The 16,722-nt window shown below is 67.2% G+C and carries 18 protein-coding genes; 6 read left to right on the top strand and 12 right to left on the bottom strand.

The genetic code is table 11. The features are described from left to right. Positions 1 to 91: 91 nt before the first annotated feature. The gene (locus tag ACTIEY_RS05050; RefSeq protein ID WP_439518277.1) at positions 92 to 1,045 is read right to left on the bottom strand and encodes a complex I NDUFA9 subunit family protein; all 954 of its coding nucleotides are present in this window, start codon (positions 1,043 to 1,045) and stop codon (positions 92 to 94) included. 5 nt (positions 1,046 to 1,050) lie between these two features. Beyond that, the gene (locus tag ACTIEY_RS05045) at positions 1,051 to 3,063 is read right to left on the bottom strand and encodes a transglycosylase SLT domain-containing protein (protein ID WP_439517995.1); all 2,013 of its coding nucleotides are present in this window, start codon (positions 3,061 to 3,063) and stop codon (positions 1,051 to 1,053) included. 24 nt (positions 3,064 to 3,087) lie between these two features. Here ACTIEY_RS05045 and ACTIEY_RS05040 point away from each other — a divergent pair, with 24 nt between their 5' ends. Then, the gene (locus ACTIEY_RS05040) at positions 3,088 to 3,738 is read left to right on the top strand and encodes a 5-formyltetrahydrofolate cyclo-ligase (protein ID WP_439517994.1); all 651 of its coding nucleotides are present in this window, start codon (positions 3,088 to 3,090) and stop codon (positions 3,736 to 3,738) included. Here the strand turns inward: ACTIEY_RS05040 and ACTIEY_RS05035 are convergent, their stop codons facing one another. Both ACTIEY_RS05035 and ACTIEY_RS05030 read right to left on the bottom strand, forming a co-directional pair. Next, entirely contained in the window at positions 3,739 to 4,656 is a 918-nt protein-coding gene (locus ACTIEY_RS05035; protein ID WP_439517993.1) for a DMT family transporter, read from the bottom strand. It abuts the gene before it with no gap. Between the two features lie 4 nt (positions 4,657 to 4,660). Next, positions 4,661 to 5,692 carry a LysR substrate-binding domain-containing protein gene (locus ACTIEY_RS05030; protein ID WP_439517992.1) on the bottom strand — a complete coding sequence of 344 codons (1,032 nt, stop codon included), beginning with the start codon at positions 5,690 to 5,692 and terminating at the stop codon, positions 4,661 to 4,663. 128 nt (positions 5,693 to 5,820) lie between these two features. On the opposite strand from ACTIEY_RS05030, the gene ACTIEY_RS05025 reads away from it, so the two are divergent. Next, complete coding sequence (locus tag ACTIEY_RS05025; protein ID WP_439517991.1) at positions 5,821 to 6,324, top strand: DUF2917 domain-containing protein; 504 nt, start codon at positions 5,821 to 5,823, stop codon at positions 6,322 to 6,324. Here ACTIEY_RS05025 and ACTIEY_RS05020 read toward each other — a convergent pair. Continuing rightward, positions 6,296 to 6,673, bottom strand: coding sequence for a TfoX/Sxy family protein (locus ACTIEY_RS05020; RefSeq protein ID WP_439517990.1), 378 nt, complete (start codon positions 6,671 to 6,673; stop codon positions 6,296 to 6,298). The two genes, ACTIEY_RS05025 and ACTIEY_RS05020, sit on opposite strands and share 29 nt — an antisense overlap. A 35-nt stretch (positions 6,674 to 6,708) precedes the next feature. On the opposite strand from ACTIEY_RS05020, the gene ACTIEY_RS05015 reads away from it, so the two are divergent. From ACTIEY_RS05015 to ACTIEY_RS05005, 3 genes are all read left to right on the top strand, one after another. After that, positions 6,709 to 7,323, top strand: a complete 615-nt coding sequence (locus ACTIEY_RS05015; RefSeq protein ID WP_439517989.1) for a TetR/AcrR family transcriptional regulator — start codon at positions 6,709 to 6,711, stop codon at positions 7,321 to 7,323. Positions 7,324 to 7,389: 66 nt separating this feature from the next. After that, positions 7,390 to 8,370: an MBL fold metallo-hydrolase gene (locus tag ACTIEY_RS05010; protein WP_439517988.1), complete on the top strand. Its 981-nt coding sequence runs from the start codon at positions 7,390 to 7,392 to the stop codon at positions 8,368 to 8,370. Positions 8,371 to 8,458: 88 nt separating this feature from the next. Then, complete coding sequence (locus ACTIEY_RS05005; protein WP_439517987.1) at positions 8,459 to 9,727, top strand: anion transporter; 1,269 nt, start codon at positions 8,459 to 8,461, stop codon at positions 9,725 to 9,727. Here the strand turns inward: ACTIEY_RS05005 and ACTIEY_RS05000 are convergent. From ACTIEY_RS05000 to ACTIEY_RS04975, 6 genes are all read right to left on the bottom strand, one after another. Continuing rightward, positions 9,724 to 10,494 (bottom strand): amino acid ABC transporter ATP-binding protein, encoded by a 771-nt coding sequence (locus ACTIEY_RS05000; protein ID WP_439517986.1) that lies wholly within the window; start codon positions 10,492 to 10,494, stop codon positions 9,724 to 9,726. The two genes, ACTIEY_RS05005 and ACTIEY_RS05000, sit on opposite strands and share 4 nt — an antisense overlap. Continuing rightward, the gene (locus ACTIEY_RS04995; RefSeq protein WP_439517985.1) at positions 10,481 to 11,131 is read right to left on the bottom strand and encodes an amino acid ABC transporter permease; all 651 of its coding nucleotides are present in this window, start codon (positions 11,129 to 11,131) and stop codon (positions 10,481 to 10,483) included. The genes ACTIEY_RS05000 and ACTIEY_RS04995 overlap by 14 nt, the downstream gene beginning before the upstream one ends. Positions 11,132 to 11,203: 72 nt before the next feature. After that, positions 11,204 to 11,872 (bottom strand): amino acid ABC transporter permease, encoded by a 669-nt coding sequence (locus ACTIEY_RS04990; protein WP_439517984.1) that lies wholly within the window; start codon positions 11,870 to 11,872, stop codon positions 11,204 to 11,206. Between the two features lie 9 nt (positions 11,873 to 11,881). Further along, positions 11,882 to 12,676 (bottom strand): transporter substrate-binding domain-containing protein, encoded by a 795-nt coding sequence (locus ACTIEY_RS04985; RefSeq protein ID WP_439517983.1) that lies wholly within the window; start codon positions 12,674 to 12,676, stop codon positions 11,882 to 11,884. Beyond that, the gene (locus tag ACTIEY_RS04980) at positions 12,673 to 13,431 is read right to left on the bottom strand and encodes a GntR family transcriptional regulator (RefSeq protein WP_439517982.1); all 759 of its coding nucleotides are present in this window, start codon (positions 13,429 to 13,431) and stop codon (positions 12,673 to 12,675) included. The genes ACTIEY_RS04985 and ACTIEY_RS04980 overlap by 4 nt, the downstream gene beginning before the upstream one ends. Positions 13,432 to 13,586: 155 nt before the next feature. Continuing rightward, positions 13,587 to 14,507: a DUF6279 family lipoprotein gene (locus ACTIEY_RS04975; RefSeq protein ID WP_439517981.1), complete on the bottom strand. Its 921-nt coding sequence runs from the start codon at positions 14,505 to 14,507 to the stop codon at positions 13,587 to 13,589. Here ACTIEY_RS04975 and glmU point away from each other — a divergent pair. Then, on the top strand, positions 14,506 to 15,924 hold the full coding sequence (glmU, locus tag ACTIEY_RS04970; protein WP_439517980.1) for a bifunctional UDP-N-acetylglucosamine diphosphorylase/glucosamine-1-phosphate N-acetyltransferase GlmU: 1,419 nt from the start codon (positions 14,506 to 14,508) through the stop codon (positions 15,922 to 15,924). The two genes, ACTIEY_RS04975 and glmU, sit on opposite strands and share 2 nt — an antisense overlap. 4 nt (positions 15,925 to 15,928) lie before the next feature. Here the strand turns inward: glmU and ACTIEY_RS04965 are convergent, their stop codons facing one another. Next, positions 15,929 to 16,666 carry a DUF2726 domain-containing protein gene (locus tag ACTIEY_RS04965; RefSeq protein WP_439517979.1) on the bottom strand — a complete coding sequence of 246 codons (738 nt, stop codon included), beginning with the start codon at positions 16,664 to 16,666 and terminating at the stop codon, positions 15,929 to 15,931. Positions 16,667 to 16,722: the final 56 nt, after the last annotated feature.

The raw sequence follows: 16,722 nt of genomic DNA, 5'->3' as shown, positions 1-16,722 counted from the left end.
TCTCCTGTCGGTTGAAAGTACTCGCTTTTGGCGAGGCGACGAAGTGTGCCAAACAAATACTTCACCCTGAGGGGTTCGAACCCCAATCGCGTCAACGACGTGCCGAATGGCGGTAGGCAAGCAACCGGCTGCGCCCGCCTTGGTCGCCCAGGTAGGTCGGGGCGATGGTGCTGACGCTCGCGGCTTCGACGCCGAGCGAGGCCAGTCCGGGCCACTGGTTGGTGGCCACGTTGTCCGTCGACATGGCATCGAGGTTGTCGCGGCTCATCAGCGGCTCGCCGGGCAACATCTCCATGACGCGCGCCTGCAGGCGTGCCAGCACGCCGGGCAGGGGCAGCACCGGTCGCTGGCGGCTGCCGTGGCGTCCGGCGAGGCGGACCAGGTCGGCCAGTGTGAAGACCTCGGGGCCGGCGCATTCGAAGGTCTGTCCCACGCTGCTCATGGGCAGGTCCACGTCGCGCAGGCTGGCCACGACCGCGCTGGCCACGTCCTCCACCCACACCGGCTGGAAGCGCGCGCCAGCGCCAGCCAGAGGCACCAGGGGCAGCACCGACTGCATGCGGGCGAACAGGTTGAGGAATCGGTCGCCGGCCCCGAAGACGACGCTGGGCCGCAGGATGGTGAGGTCGAGGCTGGCACCGCGCAGCACTTCTTCGCCCCGCGCCTTGCTGCGCTGATAGCGGGAAGGCGCATCCAGGCTCACCCCCAGCGCGCTGATGTGCACCAGACGCCGCACGCCCGCCGACGTGCAGGCCTCGGCCAGCGCCAGGGGCAGTTCGACGTGCACCTTCTCGAACGCCGCTTCGCTGCCGTGCAGGATGGCCACGAGGTTCACTACCGCATCGTGGCCCTCCATCAGCGCGAGCAACTGGGCCGGGTCGTGCACGTTGGCCTCGATCACCGTGACACGCGGCAGGGGTTGAACGTGGGCTGCGTTGGCCGCGCGGCGCGTGGGCACGGTCATGCGCCAGCCCTGGCGGTGCAGCTTTTCGCAGACATGGCGGCCGACAAAGCCGGTGCCACCCAGCACAAGAACATTGCGGATCGGGGTCATGGCAGTTCGGCGTTGATGGCCTGCGAGGTGATCGGACGGGGGCCCACTGTTCCCAGGCGCGCGCGCAGCGACTGCGGCTGGCCGGTGATGATGGCGGCGTAGTGGGTGGTGTTGGCCAGCACGCGCTTGACGTAGTCGCGGGTTTCCTCGAAAGGAATGTTCTCTGCCCACACCTCGCCGGGCATCGTGGGACCGTTGCGCCACGCGCGCGATCGGCCCGGCCCGGCGTTGTAGGCGGCAGCGGCCAGCGGCAACGAACCTTCGAAATCGTCCAGCGCGAACTTGAGGTAGGCGGTGCCGATCAGGATGTTGGTGTCGCGGTCGTTGATCTGGCCGGGTCTGAAGTCGGTCAGGCCGATCTTGCGCGCCGTCCAGCGCGCGGTGGCCGGCATCACCTGCATGAGGCCGGAGGCACCCACGCCGGAACGTGCGTCGGTGATGAACCGGCTTTCCTGTCGGATGAGGCCATACACGTAGGCCGGGTCCAGGCCGATCTCGCGCGCGCGGGGCACCACCGCTTCTCGGTGCGGCAAGGGGAAACGCTGCGCATGGTCCAGCGCCTGCGGCGTGCGCTCGCTGGTGTTGATGCAGCGGTCCCAGAGTTCGTGGCGGCAGGCCAGGTCGGCGGCGGCCAGCAGTTCGCGCTCGGGCATGCCGCCGGGCGTGTGCAGCCCGACGGTGTAGTTCCACTCGCGCGCGCCCTCGCTGCGCAAACCCAGCTTCATGGCAATGAGCGCCCGGCGCAGGCCCGGGTTGGACTGCGCCGCGGCCAGTTCCGCCGGCGTCAGGGCCTCAGGGGCGGGCGGCACGGTGATCGGGCGGCCCAGGGCCTCCATGGCCAGCAGCTCGTAGAAGCCTCGCGGTGCGGCAATCGATTCGTAGAGCGCCTGGGCCTGGGCGGCGGCGGCCTGCGGGTCCGGCAGCTTGAGGCCCTGCACCGCGCGCGCTTTCCAGTACACCCAGGTGGGGTCGTTGCGCTGAGACTCGCTCATGGCGGCCACGGCGTCACGCACGTGGCCCCAGGCGCCGGTGCGCATGCCCGCACGCGCTTTCCAGGCCAGGTGCTCGTCGTGCATCAGCGCGTCTTCGCCATTGGCGAAATAGGCCAGGGCCTCGGCCTGCAGCTTCTGCGCCGATCGCTTGCCGATCACGCCCCAGATCCAGCTGCGCTCTTCCTTGGTGAGCTGGGTTTTCCAGCGCACGTGGTCGGCCTCCACCGCGGCAGCAGCCGGGTCGCTGGCGGCCAGGCGAATGATGGCCAGCGTCACCAGTTCCTTGGTGCGTGGGCGGATCGCGGTGATCTTCTCGTCGAGGTATTTCGCCGGGTCGCCGGCGATCTGGTCCATGGTGGCCGCACGCTCGGCGTCGAGCAGGGCCACGGCCTGGCTGGCCACGCGCGGCCGGTTGGAGTCCATCGCCAGGCGCGCGCGTTGCCAGACCGCCTCGGCCTTGAGGTGGCCGCTGGCCAGCAGCGATTGCGCCGCGGTGGCGCACCCGTCTTCGGCTTCGCGTTGCGCCAGCCAGTTGGCCTGCACCTGAATCGCCGCGGCTTCGGCCTCGATGCGACCGGCTGCGGCATCGAGCATGAGCGCATAACAACGCACCTGCCGGTCGTCCTGCATGCGGAACTTCGGCAGCTCGGCTTCGAAGTCGGCCCAGTTGCGCGCCTTGCCCAGCACCAGCAGCCAGTCGTTGCGCAGCCGGTCTTCCCAATAGGTGCCGGCCATGCGGTCCAGCGCGGCGCGAATCTCGAACGGACTCGCTGTCTCCAGGCGAGGACGCATCTCCCAATACATGGCCAGCGGTTCGAGCGCGTGGCCGCGCACCTGGGGCAGCAGGGTCGCGAGCTGTGCGGTGTTGTTGCGCCGGTAGGCTTCGCGCATCTCCAGCAAGGAGGCGTCCGATCCGATGGACGCGGTCTGTGCGCAAGCCGCCGACGCCTGCAGGATCACGCCCGCCATAATGAGCCGCCAGCCGGCCGCGATCCGCTTCTGAATTCCCTGTGTCATACCAACCCGTTTCATGCGCTGATTATGGACAACAAAGAAGGTCAGAGTGCCCCACAACCCCACACGGCGCCCGCTGAGGGCTCGGCCGCGGCGCTCAAGATCGAATGGCGCAAGTCGCTGATCGAAAAGCGGCAGGCGCTGGCCGACCGCAACCTGCGCAACGACTTGTTGCAAAGGGTCATGCGGGTGTGGCTGATCGACCGGCCGGACGCGATCATCGGCGCGTATTGGCCCATCAAGGGCGAGTTCGATCCCCTGCCCGCGCTGTTCCGCTGGCAGGAGGCTGGCCTGGAGGAGGACGCGCAAGGCGCGCAACGCCATCGCCGCATCGGCCTTCCCGTGGTCAACAAGGTCGACAAGACGCTGACCTTCTACACCTGGTATCCCGGCTGCCCGATGGAAGAGGATGCCTACGGCATTCCCAAGCCCAAGGACACGGAAATCGTCGAACCCACCCTGATCTTCGTGCCCTGCGTCGGCTATGGGCCCGGAGGCTTTCGGCTGGGCTATGGCGGCGGCTTCTACGACCGCACGCTCGCCAGCCTGCAACCCAAGCCGTTCACGGTGGGACTCGGTTACGACTTCGGGTACCTGCCGCACCTCAGGCCTGAGGCGCACGATGTGCCGCTGGATGCGATCCTCGCGGACACCGGCGTGATGTGGCCTGAACGCTGATCAGGGGTGCTCGGCGGTGGCGTGTGCCTCGGTGATGCGCTTTTCGCGGCGCACCAGGTAGAGCCCGCTGCCGATGATGATGGCCGCGCCCAGCCAGGTGTGTGAGCTGGGCAGCGTGTGCCAGATCAGCCAGTCCAGGCCCAGGCCCCAGGCCAGTGCGCTGTATTCAAAGGGTGCCACGGCAGAGGCCTGGCCGTGGCGGAAGGCTTCGGTGATGGCAAGCTGGCCGCAGAAGCCGGTGATGGCCAGGGCGAGCAGCAGGGGCGCATCGGCGTGCTGGATGGCGACCCAGCCGGGCAGCGCCAGAGCGCCCGCGCCCAATGCCATGAACAGCATCATCGACAGCACCATGCTCTCGCTGCTGTCGGTGCGGCTGACGAGACGGCCAGTGACCGCCGCCACGGCATAACAGAGTGCAGCACCGAGCGTGGCCAGGCCGCCGATGGTGACGAAGCCGGCCTGCAGGTCCGTGCCACTCGGGCGCAGCGCAATCACCACCCCGATGAAACCGATGCCGATGGCCCACCAGTGCGCGTGCGGCACCCGCTCCTTCAGCACCGGCACCGACAGCGCCGTGATCAGCAGGGGCGAAATGAAGAACAACGTGTAGGCAGCCGACAGCGGCAGCTCGCGCACCCCGAGGGTGAACAGCGACAGCATGATGATGCCGAGCACACCGCGCAGCAGGTGCAGTGGCCAGCGCACCTTCAGTACCGTGTGCCAGGCGCCGCGCCAGGCGATGTAGACCAGCACCAGCGGCAGCGCAGTCATGCCGCGCAGCGCCGCGATCTGCAGCACCGGATAGCGCGCGGACAGCGTCTTGAGCACCGCGTCCATCAGCGCGAAGAAACCCACCGCCACCAGCATGAAGACGATGCTGCGCAAGTTGCCACTGGCGTGATCGCGAATGTCCTTCATCGGCCTAATCAATCTGGTCCACGGTGTCCGGATCGGGCACATCGCCAATCGCTTCACGGGTCAACGCCGCCTGCGTCAGCAACCAGTCGCAGAACGCCTTCACCTCCGGGCGCTGCACGCTGCGCGGCGCCACCATCAACCAGTAGACCAGGGGCGAATCCAGGCGCGCGTGCGGCAAGGGTTCGATCAGGTCGCCGCTGGCCAGGCTTTCGGCCACCAGCGGCAGCCTGGCCAGCGCCACGCCCTGGCCGGTGAGCGCGGCCTGCACGATCTGGTTGGCGTAGTTGAAGTACATCCATCGCTGCGGCGTGAGCTTGGGCTGGAGGTGGCTGCGCGTCGCGCGCTTGCCCGACTTGTTCATGGGCACGCTGCCGAAGGTGTCGAGCCAGCGCTGCCAGGTGAGCCACTCCAGGTGGCGTGTGCGGTGCGCGTCACCGGCCTCGATCAGCGCGCAGTTCGACAGATCTTCGATGCTGTGGATGGGGTGGCTCTTGAGCAGCCAGGGGCTGGCCACCGGCGTGAGTTGCTCGCCAAACAGGCGCACGGCGGTCGAGGGCACGGTTTGCGGCACGGCGTAGCGCAGCGCCAGGTCCACATCGGCTGTGGCCAGGTCGACGGCGTTGTCGGTGGCGTCGATGCGGATGTCGATGTCGGGATGGTCGCGCTGGAACGCTTCCAGGCGGGGGATGAGCCACATGGAGGCGAACGAAGCCCAGGTGGTGATGGCCACGCTCTTGCGCCCGGCGCTCTGGCGGATCTGCCGCACGGCGGTGTCGATGCGCTCCAGCGCCATGCTGGAGGCCCGCAGCAGTTGAGACCCCGCGCTGGTGAGTTCGACCGCGCGCGTGTGGCGCAGGAACAGCGCGGTGCCGACCTCATCTTCGAGGGCCTGGATCTGCCGGCTGACCGCGCTTTGCGTGAGGGAAAGCTCTTCGGCAGCGGCGCGGAAATTCAGGTGGCGCGCCACCGCGTCAAAGGCGCGCAGATGCCCGGCCGCGATCGGGCGGGTGCGGGGGTGGCTGCTGGTGAGCTGCATGGCAGGGCTCCGGGCATTGATGCAGTTGTCGAATCAATAGCTTACTGCGTATTCATTGGACTCAAGGGAGAAGGGCAACGAAGATTGATGCCCAGGATGAGCCATCTTCCCCCCACCAGGAGTTTCCCATGACCACCCATTCCGCTTCCTGCTCCCCGATCCTGCAGCACGCCATTGGCGCCCCTGCGGCGCGTGGCTGGCGGCTGGATGCCCGCCGCGCGATGAGCCTGCGCCCCAAGGTAGCCAGCCGTTTGTACATCACCCAGGGTCGTGCCTGGGTGACGCTGGGCGTGCCCGCCCAGGGCCGCGGCAACGAACTGGGCGATCACATGCTGGAAGCCGGCCAGAGCCTGGCGGTGCCCGCCGGCGCGCGTGTGGTGATGGAACCCTGGCAGCCCGCGCACCCCATGCCGGTTCGATTCGAGTGGTGCAGCGAGGCCGAGGCCCGCGCGGCAGAAGTCGAATCCCGCTTCGGTCGCGAAGTGGCCACGCCGGGCCGCGAACTGGTGGTGGCGCTGGGTCAGGCCGGATGGGCGTTCGTGCGGCTGGTGCGTGGGCTGTTGGGTTACAGCGAATACCTGGTCGCTGGCCGGGGCCGTGTCCTCACCCCTTACGAGTCGAACCCCCCGTAACCGGTTTGCGTTGGGGCTTGCGGGCCGACACAGCCGCTTGCAAGGCCAGCCGCGCCCACGGCAGCATGAGCGCGGGCGACTCCAGCGCTTCGGCCGGCGGCGTGTGGTAGTTCAGCTTCATGCGCTTGCCCTTGGCTTCGAACACGAAAGGCTGTGCGCCGGCGGCCAGCCATTGCGGTTCCGTTTCGGCGTTGGTCTTCAGGAACAGCGTGTCCCAGGCAATGATGGCCACGTTCATGCCGTCGACCGAAATGCCCCAGCCGCCGAACATGCGCCTGGCCACGCAGGGGCCCAGGCCCGAGAGCAGTTCGCAGGCGTAGGAAGCGAAGGGGTCGATCGGCTTGGCCATGCGCCATCTTAGGTTCCCTCCTGCAAAATGCGCCGATGGCTCGTCCCAAGTCCGCATCCCACGACCTCAAGCGCGACCAGATTCTCGACGTCGCGGCGCAATGCTTCGCGCGCCAGAGCTTTCCGGCCGCCAGCATGAACGACATTGCCACCGCCTGCGGCACCAGCAAGGCGCGGCTCTACCACTATTACGAGAGCAAGGAAGCCATCCTGTACGACCTGCTGGATCGTTACACCCAGCGCTTGCTGGCACTGATTGGCGAGTCGGAGGCACGCGCGCAGCGCAAGAACCTGAGCGAGCGCGAGGCGCTCAATGAGCTGGTGCGCGCCTTCCTCACCGAGTACGAAACCTCGGCCACGCGCCACGTGGCCCTGGTGTCCGACACGAAGTTCCTGGGCGAGGTGCAGCGTGAACTGATCCTGAACCGCCAGCGCGACGTGGTGGCCGCCTTCACCCGCTTCCTCAAGCGCGCGTACCCCGATCGCGTGACGGCGGCCAACCAGACGGCGCTGACCATGATGCTGTTCGGCATGATCAACTGGACCTTCACCTGGCTGCGGCCCGGCGGGCCCATGAGCTACGGCGCCTTTGCGGATGAGGTCGTGGCGATGCTGGAACGGGGCATGACCGGCGGCGCGGTCGGGACTTGATGATTTACGGATGCGTAATTGATTTCGTTTAGTTAAAATCTCGCCTCACCCACCTGGAGACACCCCATGAGCAAAGCTTTCGCCTCCCAGGCCGACCTGGCCGACAAGAAGATCACCTTCGAGCAACTCAGCCCGCATTGCTGGGCCTACACCGCCGAAGGCGACCCGAACTCGGGCGTGATCATTGGCGAGAAGTTCATCATGGTCAGCGACGCCACCGCCACGCCCGCCATGGCGCGCGACCTGATCCAGCAGATCCGCAAGGTCTCGGACAAACCCATCAAGTACGTGCTGCTCACACACTACCACGCGGTGCGCGTGCTGGGCGCCAGCGCCTACGTGGCCGAAGGCGCCACCGAAATCATCGCCAGCCGCGGCACCTACGAACTCATCGTCGAACGCGGGGCCGAAGACATGCAGAGCGAGATGGAGCGTTTCCCGCGCCTGTTCCGCGGTGCCGACAGCGTGCCCGGCCTGACCTGGCCCACTCTGGTGGTGGGCGACGGCAAGCCCGGACGCCAGGGCAGCCTGGAAGTGGACCTGGGCGGCGTGAAGGTTCAGATCTGGCACCCGGGCCCGGGCCACACGCGCGGCGACACCATTGCCTGGGTGGAAGAAGAAAAGGTGCTGTTCAGCGGCGACCTGGTGGAATACGAGGCCGGCGTGTACACCGGCGATGCGCAACTGGAAGAGTGGCCCGCCACGCTCGAAGCGCTGCGCGCACTCCAGGCCGAGTACATCGTGCCGGGCCGCGGGGAAGCCATGAAGGGCAATGCCGATGTGAACAAGGCGCTGGATTACACGAAGCGCTGGGTGACCACGCTGTTCCAGGCCGGCAAGGAAGCCGCCGCCGCCGGCATGGACCTCAAGTCCGCCATGGCCCACACCCGCAAGAGCATGGACCCGGTGTTCGGTCACGTGTTCATCTACGAACATTGCCTGCCGTTCGACGTGAGCCGCGCCTACGACGAAGCCAAGGGCATCAAGAACCCGCGCATCTGGACGGCCGAACGCGACAAGGAAATGTGGAGCGCTCTGCAGGCCTGATGCCTGCAACACCCGGAAGAACAAGCCGCCTTCGGGCGGCTTTTCTTTGGCGACCGGCTACGATCCGCTGCGTTCATCCTCGCCGCCCATGCCCACCACCGTCCTGAACCATTCCGCCACCGACTGGGGCGTCGTAGTCGTCTTTGCCATCGTCTACCTGGGCATGTTCCTCGGCGGCCTGCCTCGCCTGAAGCTGGACCGCTCGGGGGTGGCGCTGCTCGGTGCCATCGCCGTCATCGCGCTGGCCGGTCTGCCGGTGGAAGATGCCGCCCGCGCCATCGACCTGCCCACCATCGTGCTGCTGTTCGCCTTCATGGTGGTGTCGGCGCAGATGCGGCTGGGTGGCTTCTATGGCGCCGTCACGCGGCGCGTGGGCGACATGCCGCTCTCAACAACCGGTCTGCTGGCGGCGCTCATCCTCGTGGCGGGTGCGCTCTCAGCCGTGTTTTCCAACGACATCGTCTGCCTGGCCATGACGCCCGTGGTGGCGCGCCTGTGCCTGCGCCGCGGCATTGACCCGCTGCCCTTCCTGATCGGCCTGGCGTGTGCCGCCAACATCGGATCGGCCGCGACCCTGATCGGCAATCCGCAGAACATGCTGATCGGCTCGGTGCTGCAATTGCCGTTCGCGGGGTATGTGCGGCAGGCGCTCGCGCCCGTGCTGATTGGCCTGGTGTTGCTCTGGGCCTGGCTGGCATTCGGGCCCGGCAGGGGGAGTCCTCGCCCCGACGTGCTGCCGCCCGCAGGAGAAGCGGCCCACGCGGATGCCGAGCCTGCCTTTGATGCCTGGCAGACGGGCAAGGGCCTCTTCGTCGCCGGGGCGTTGTTGCTGATCTTCCTGTTCACCGACTGGCCGCGCGACGTCGCCGCGCTGGTGGGTGCGGGCGTGCTGCTGCTGAGTCGGCGCCTGCATTCGGCACATGTCATGGGGCTGATCGACTGGCCCCTGCTCATCCTCTTCATGGGCCTGTTCGTGGTGAACCACGCGTTCGAGACCACGGGGCTGGCCGCGCAGGCGGTGGCCTGGCTGGGCACGCAGGGCGTGCACCTGACCGATCCCGGGCCGCTGCTGGTGGCCGGCGCGGTGCTCTCCAACCTGGTGTCGAACGTGCCGGCGGTCATGTTGCTGCTGCCGCACCTGGCGGGCAGCGGCGAGCAGGCGGGTGTGATGCTGGCGCTGGTGACCACGTTCGCGGGCAACCTGTTGCTCGTGGGCTCGATCGCCAACCTGATCGTGGCCGATCTCGCGCGCCAGCAGGGCATCGTGATCGACTGGAAGCGCCACGCGGTCACCGGCATTCCGGTGACCTTGATGACGCTGGCTGTTGTTTGGGCGTGGATGCGCTTTTTCGCCTAGTCGTTGATCGACGACAGGAACTGTTGAAGCTCGGGTGTTTCCGGCGCGCCGAACAATCTGGCCGGCGGCCCCATCTCGTGCACGCGGCCCTGGTGCATGAAGATCACCCGGTCGCTCACCTTGCGCGCGAAGCTCATCTCGTGCGTCACCATCAGCAGCGTCATGCCTTCGTCGGCCAGCGACTCCACCACACGCAGCACTTCGCCCACCAGCTCCGGGTCCAGCGCGGAGGTGATCTCGTCGCACAGCAGCACGCTGGGCTGCATGGCCAGGGCACGCGCAATCGCCACGCGCTGCTGCTGGCCGCCAGAGAGTTGATCGGGAAACGAATCGAATTTCTCGGCCAGGCCCACGCGCTGGAGCAACTGGCGCGCGCGTTCGGCGCCTTCAGCGGGCGCCGTCTTCTTCACCAGTCCCGGCGCCAGCATCACGTTGCGGCCCACGCTCAGGTGCGGGAACAGGTTGAAGTTCTGGAAGATCATGCCGACGTGCTGGCGCAGCTCGCGCATGGCGGCGGCGTCCTTGTGCAGCAGGGGCTTGTCGTCCACGCTGAGCGAACCGGCCTGGAACACCTCCAGCCCGTTGATGCAGCGCAGGAGCGTGCTCTTGCCCGAACCGCTCTTGCCGATGATGGCGATCACTTCGCCGGCCTTCACCTGCAGGTCGATGCCCTTGAGCACCTCGTTGCTGCCGTAGGACTTGCGCAGCTGCCGGATGTCGACGATGGTGCGCACCGCGGTGGTGGCGGGAGCTTCAGCGATTTCCATTGAGTTTCCTCTCGAGGGTGCGCGCGTACAGGCTCACAGGGAAGCACAACGCGAAATACATCAGGGCGACGCAGCTGTAGACCAGGAAGGGGGCGAAGGTGGCGTTGGTGATCATGGTGCCGGCCTTCGTCAGCTCCACGAAGCCAATGACCGAGGCCAGCGCCGTGCCCTTGACCACCTGCACCAGAAAACCCACCGTGGGCGCGATGGCGATGCGCGTGGCCTGCGGCAGCACCACATAACGCAGCTGCTCGCCAAAGTTCAGCGCCAGGCTTTGCGCCGCCTCCCACTGGCCCTTGGGCACGGCGGCCACACAACCGCGCCAGATCTCGACCAGGAACGCGCTGGTGTAGAGCGTGAGCGCGACCGACGCCGCCGTCCAAGCCGAGGTTTCGAAGCCGAACAGCGCGAGGCCGAAGTAGGCCAGGAAGAGCTGCATGAGCAGCGGCGTGCCCTGGAAGAGTTGCACGTAGCCCGCCACGAAGGTCTCTGCGCCCGGCCACTTCGCCGTGCGGGCCACCAGCAACGCCATGCCGACGATGCCACCCCCCACGAATGCAATGAGCGAGAGCACCACCGTCCAGCGCGCAGCCAGCAGGAGGTTGCGGACGATGTCCCAGAGGGTGAAATCAACCATGGCAATGCCCGCCCGGCCGCCTGGACGGCATTGCGCGCCCCTCGGGGGCAACGAACGAAGTGAGTATGGGGCTCATCGTCTTCCTCCGAACAGGTAACGCGGACCGGCCCAGTTGAGCAGTGCGCGCACGCCGATCGACAGCACCAGGTAGATGCCGGTGGCGACGATGAAGGCTTCGAACGCGCGGAAGTTGCGGCTCTGGATCAGGTTGGCGGCGTAGCTGAGCTCCTGCGTCGAGATCTGCCCGCACACCGCCGATCCGAGCATCACGATGATGATCTGGCTCGTGAGCGCGGGCCACACCTTCTTGAGCGAAGGGGGCAGCACCACATGAAAGAAGGTCTGCACCCGCGACAGGGCCAGGCTCGCGGCGGCCTCGAACTGTCCCTTGGGCGTGGCCTCGATGCCGGCGCGGATGATCTCGGCCGCGTAGGCGCCGAGGTTGATCACCATGGCAATCACCGACGCGATCTCGGGCGTGAGCTTCACGCCCGCGGCGGGCAGGCCAAAGAACACGAAGAACAGCTGCACGATGAAGGGCGTGTTGCGGATCAGTTCCACATAGGTGGCGGCGATCCAGCGCAACGCCGCTGGGCCACTGCTGCGCGCCCAGGCGCAAGCGGTGCCCAGCAGCAGGCCGATCACGGCCGAGATCGCGGTCAGGCCCAGCGTCCAGAGCACGCCCTTGGCCAGCAAGGGCCACTCGGCGAGCACGGCCGGGAAGTCGAGTTCGATGCCCATGGGGCTATCTCACTCCGGGAGCGTGCCCGCCGGGCGACCGAGCCACTTCTTGGCCATGGCATCGAGCTCGCCGGCCTTCTTGGCGGCAACGATGATCTCGCTGACCTTGGCGCGCAGCGCGTCTTCACCCTTGGCCACGCCAATGAAGTTCGGGCTGTCCTTGAGCAGCAGCTTGTATTCCGCGCCCAGTGCCGGGTTGCGCTTGATCATGTTGTCGGCCACGGAAACACCGGTGGCGATGAACTGGGTCTGGCCCGAGACGAAGGCCGACACGGTGGCGTTGTTGTCCTCGAAGCGCTTGATGTCGGTGTTGGCCGGTGCCACCTTGGTGAGCTCCTGGTCTTCGATGGCGCCGCGCGTCACGGCCACCGACTTGCCGCCCAGGCCGTTGAAGTCGGCCAGCGCCGAGCCCTTGGGTCCGTACACGGCCTGGAAGAAGGGCGAATAGGCCGCGGTGAAGTCGATCACCTTCTCGCGCTCCGGGTTCTTGCCCAGCGTGGAGATGACCAGATCGGCCTTTTTGGTCTGCAGGTAGGGAATGCGGTTGGCGCTGGTCACGGGCACCAGTTCGACCTTGACGCCCAGCTTGGCGGCGATCAGGTTGGCCGTGTCCACGTCCAGACCCTGCGGCTTGAGGTCGATGCCCACGAAGCCGTACGGCGGGAAGTCGGTGGGCAAGGCGATCTTGATGAGCTTGTTCTTCATCACGCCTTCCAGGGCGGTCTGCGCCTGGGCCGTGCCGAGGGCCAGCGTGGTGGCCAGGGCCAGGGTGGTGGTCAGGAAGGCGCGTTTGGTGGTTCTCATAGCAGGGCTCCTAGGTAGGTTTCGGTCGGGTGGGCGGGGTGCGGGTCGGTCTTGCGGGGGCGCTTCTTCGCGGGGGTGCTGCTGGCTTCGCGCACGGGAGCGAGCGCCTCGCGCAGGTCGGCCAGGGGATCGTTGGTTGCGCCCAGGCGCAAGGCGGCCTGCACCTGCCCGATGTGCGTGGCCATCAACTGTTCTGCGGCCTCCACGTCGCCGCGTTCGAGCGCGGCCACGATGTCCACGTGGTCCTGGCACGACTGCACCGCGTCGTGGTTGCTCTGGTAGAGCATGGCAATGAGGGTGGTGCGCGCGGTGAAGTCGCGCAGCGTGTCGGCGAGCAACTGGTTGCCCAGGCATTCGGCCAGGCACACATGGAAATCACCCAGTAGGTAGCTGCGCTGGCCCACGTCGTCGCCCTTCAGGGCGGCCTGCTCCTGTTTCAGGTGCTGGCGCAGGCGGCGCAGCGCGTTCCTGTCGATCTGGCGGGCGCTGCGGATCAGGCCGGTCTCGATCACCCGGCGCGCCTCGAAGGCGTCGCGAGCCTCTTCGTGCGATGGCTGAACCACGTACCACCCGCGGCGCGAACTCACCGTGACAATGCCGCGTGCGGCCAGGCGCACCAGCGCCTCACGCACCAGGGTGCGGCTGCAGTCGAACAGCATCGACAGACTCTGTTCACCCAGGCGCGTGCCGGGCGCCAGGCGCTGGGCCAGCACGGCTTCGATGATGCGTTGGGCGATGTCGGTGGAACTGACCATGAAGGGACCTCTGGGGTCCTCTCATGCGATTTCCGTGCCACGGCCATACAAGCCTTGTATGCAAGATGAATGCACCTGGCTTGTGCGCAGTCGGGGCTGCGCGCATCCCCTGCGCACCAATGCGCGTTGCGAAAGGCTGCTGTTCTGGTGCGTGCTCAGCGTTGTGCGCTGAGCACGCGGAAATCGTTCTCGTAGTCTTTCAGCACGCGCACGGCGTTGGCCCGCTGCTCGGGCGTGGTGCTGTTGTGCAGGCGGGCGAACTGGGCGCAACCCTGGCGGATCAGTTCGCGCTGGTAGTCCGCATAGCCTGGTGCCGGGGAACGGTTCACGCGCGCATAGTGTTCACGCACCAGTTGCGTCGCGCGCGCGGGCGTGGCCTGCGCCTCCTTCACGGTCTGCAGCAGGTCCGCCTGGCGGCGCAGCCTTTCGGTCTGGGTGCGCTGGGCGTCGAACGGAGACGACTGGATCAGCGAGCGCAGGAGTTCGCGCTGCTCGCGGCTGAGCGTGCCGTAGAGCATCTCGCTGCGGCTGGTGGCGCGTTCAAGGCGCGTCTTCAGGCGTTGCTCGGCGTTGCCGCGCAGGAAGTCTTTCTCGAACTCCTCGTTGCCGCGCGCCTGATGGCGCTGCAGATGTTCCAGCTGGGCGGGCGTGAGTTGCAGGGCCAGGCGGCTGAACGGTTCCACGGTCTGGTCCGCCGCGCGCTCGATCCGCTCGCGCACGTCGTCGAACTGGGCGCAGGCCTGCGCGGGCGTGAGGTCTTCGGTGGCCAGCGCCTGCCATTCGCGGAGCCGCCCGGCATACACCGGCAGTTCGTTCTGGCGGTGCCACTGGAAGAACTGGTTGAGCGCTTCACGCGTCTGGCCCGCCTGCACATCGTCCAGGTCCACGTAGGCGTCGAGCCACCAGTAGCTGATGGTGGGGGCCTGGTTGTAGGCCAGGCGCGCGGCGGTGCAGGCCGACAGGGCCACCGCCAGCACGAGTCCCGTGGCCAGCCAGCCCAGGCGGCGGGCGATAATCCGCCGCAGGCGAAGGCCGGCAGATGCGCCGCGCAGCCAGTCTCCGAAAGAGGTGTTCATGTCGTTCCCGGTGGATGTGGTGGTGATGGCGGCCGGCAAAGGCACGCGCATGAAGAGTCAGCGGCCCAAAGTGTTACACCGATTGGGTGGACGCGCACTCGCCCAGCACGTGATCGACTGTGCAGCGCGGTTATCGGCGCGCTCGGTGGTGGTGATCACCGGGCACGGGGCCGAGCAGGTCGAGGCCGGCCTGGTGACGCCGGCGGCGCCCGTCGACAGCCCCGCACCACGCCTGGACTTCGTGCGCCAGGAGCCGCAACTGGGCACTGGCCACGCGGTGCAGCAAGCGGTGCCGGTGCTGGCGGACGACGGCGTGGTGCTGATCCTCAACGGTGATGTGCCCCTGATCGGCCAGGCCACGCTGGAATCCTTGCTGCAGGCCTGCGACGGCCAGCATCTGGCGGTGCTCAGCGTGGACACGGGCGGCGACGCCACCGGCTATGGGCGCATCTTGCGTGCCCTGGATGCGGACCGGTCGGTGCACGCCATCGTCGAACACAAGGACGCCAACGAGGCGCAGCGGCGCATCACCGAGTGGTACAGCGGTGTCATGGCTGCGCCGGCATCGCTGCTCAAACCCTTGCTGGCGGGACTGACCAACGACAACAGCCAGGGCGAGTACTACCTGACGGACGTGGTGAGACATGCCGTGGCGCAGGGCCTGGTGGTGCGCGCCATCACCACCCACGACGCGGTCGAGGTGGCGGGGGTGAACAGCCCCGTGCAGCTCGCCGAACTGGAACGGGCCTACCAGCTTCGCCTGGCCGGGCGGCTCATGGAAGAAGGCGTGCGCCTTGCCGACCCGGCGCGGCTGGACGTGCGGGGTGAACTGCTCTGCGGGCAGGACGTGGAGATCGATGTCAACTGTGTCTTCGAAGGCCGGGTGAAGCTGGGCGAGGGCGTGCGCATCGGTGCGAACTGCGTGATTGCCAACGCCGCCATCGACGACGGCGCCGTGATCCACCCTTTCACCCACATTGACGGCGAGAAGCTCGGCGTCTCGGTGGGGCGCGGGTCTCTGGTGGGTCCGTTCGCGCGGCTGCGGCCGGGCGCGCAACTGGGTGCCGAGGTCCACATCGGCAACTTCGTCGAGGTCAAGAACTCCGTGCTGGCGGCTGGTGCCAAGGCCAATCACCTGGCCTACCTGGGCGATGCGACTGTGGGCGAGCGGGTGAACTACGGGGCGGGCAGCATCACGGCCAACTACGACGGTGCGAACAAGCACCGCACCGTGATCGAGGCCGACGTGCATGTGGGCAGCAACTGCGTGCTGGTGGCGCCGGTGACCATCGGCGCAGGCGGTACGGTGGGCGCGGGCTCCACCATCAGCAAGAGCACGGCACCGGGCGTGCTGTCGGTGGCGCGCGGCAAGCAGGTGTCGCTGGCGAACTGGAAGCGACCCGAGAAGAAGCGCTGAGTCTTCAGCCTCCGCGCACGTCCAGCGACTGGCCGTTGAAGCGGCTGTTGCCAAAGCCGCTGTTCATTCTGTTCGCTGCCGGCCGACGGCCGATGCCGTTGAGGTCCATCAAGCGGCTCAGGCCCATCACTTCCGAATCGCGGAAACCGGTCTGCGAGTGCTGCTGGTCGAACTCGGAGAACTGGCTTTCCAGTTGCTGCATCGCGCTCGCGCTCTCGCGCACGTCTTCCTTGGGCTTGGGCTTGGGCAGGGCGGCCAGGTTGAGCTGTTGGCGGAAGTCGGCCGGCGAGGGCATGCGGTGCAAGCCATTCTTGAGGAAAACGAAGCGCACACCGGCCGTCTTGAGGATGCGGTTCTTCATCTTGACCTGGTGCGCCTTGGCCTTGGCGTTGCTCAGGTGGTACTGCTCGATGTCGAAGGCGAAGCTGGGTCGGCCATCTTCACCGCAGACCACGAAATCCACTTTCTGGTTGTTCAGCCGGTCCGTGGCGCGCTGGCGATCGGCCGCGCGGCGCACCGAGAGCATGTTCTTCAGGGACACGTTGGGCAGCACCACCTGACCTGGAAAGGTGTCCTGCAGGTAGTCGAGCATGTGCACCTGCTCGATGGTGAGAATGCGCTCTGGCGTGTAGCGGTCCTCGCGGCCAGACGATTTGCCCTGCGACATCCTGCGGTAGACGAAAGCGCCCAGTCCCAACAGGACAACGGCGCCTGCGGCGATGGCGATCCACATCATTTCCATACAACCTCCTTGAACCTGGCGGCGAGCCCGCCCGGTCGAGACATGGAGGTTGTTAC

The sequence above is a fragment of the Hydrogenophaga sp. genome (assembly GCF_051858985.1).
In the GTDB taxonomy this organism is placed as follows: domain Bacteria; phylum Pseudomonadota; class Gammaproteobacteria; order Burkholderiales; family Burkholderiaceae_C; genus Hydrogenophaga.
This window is presented reverse-complemented; position numbering and strand designations above follow the sequence as displayed.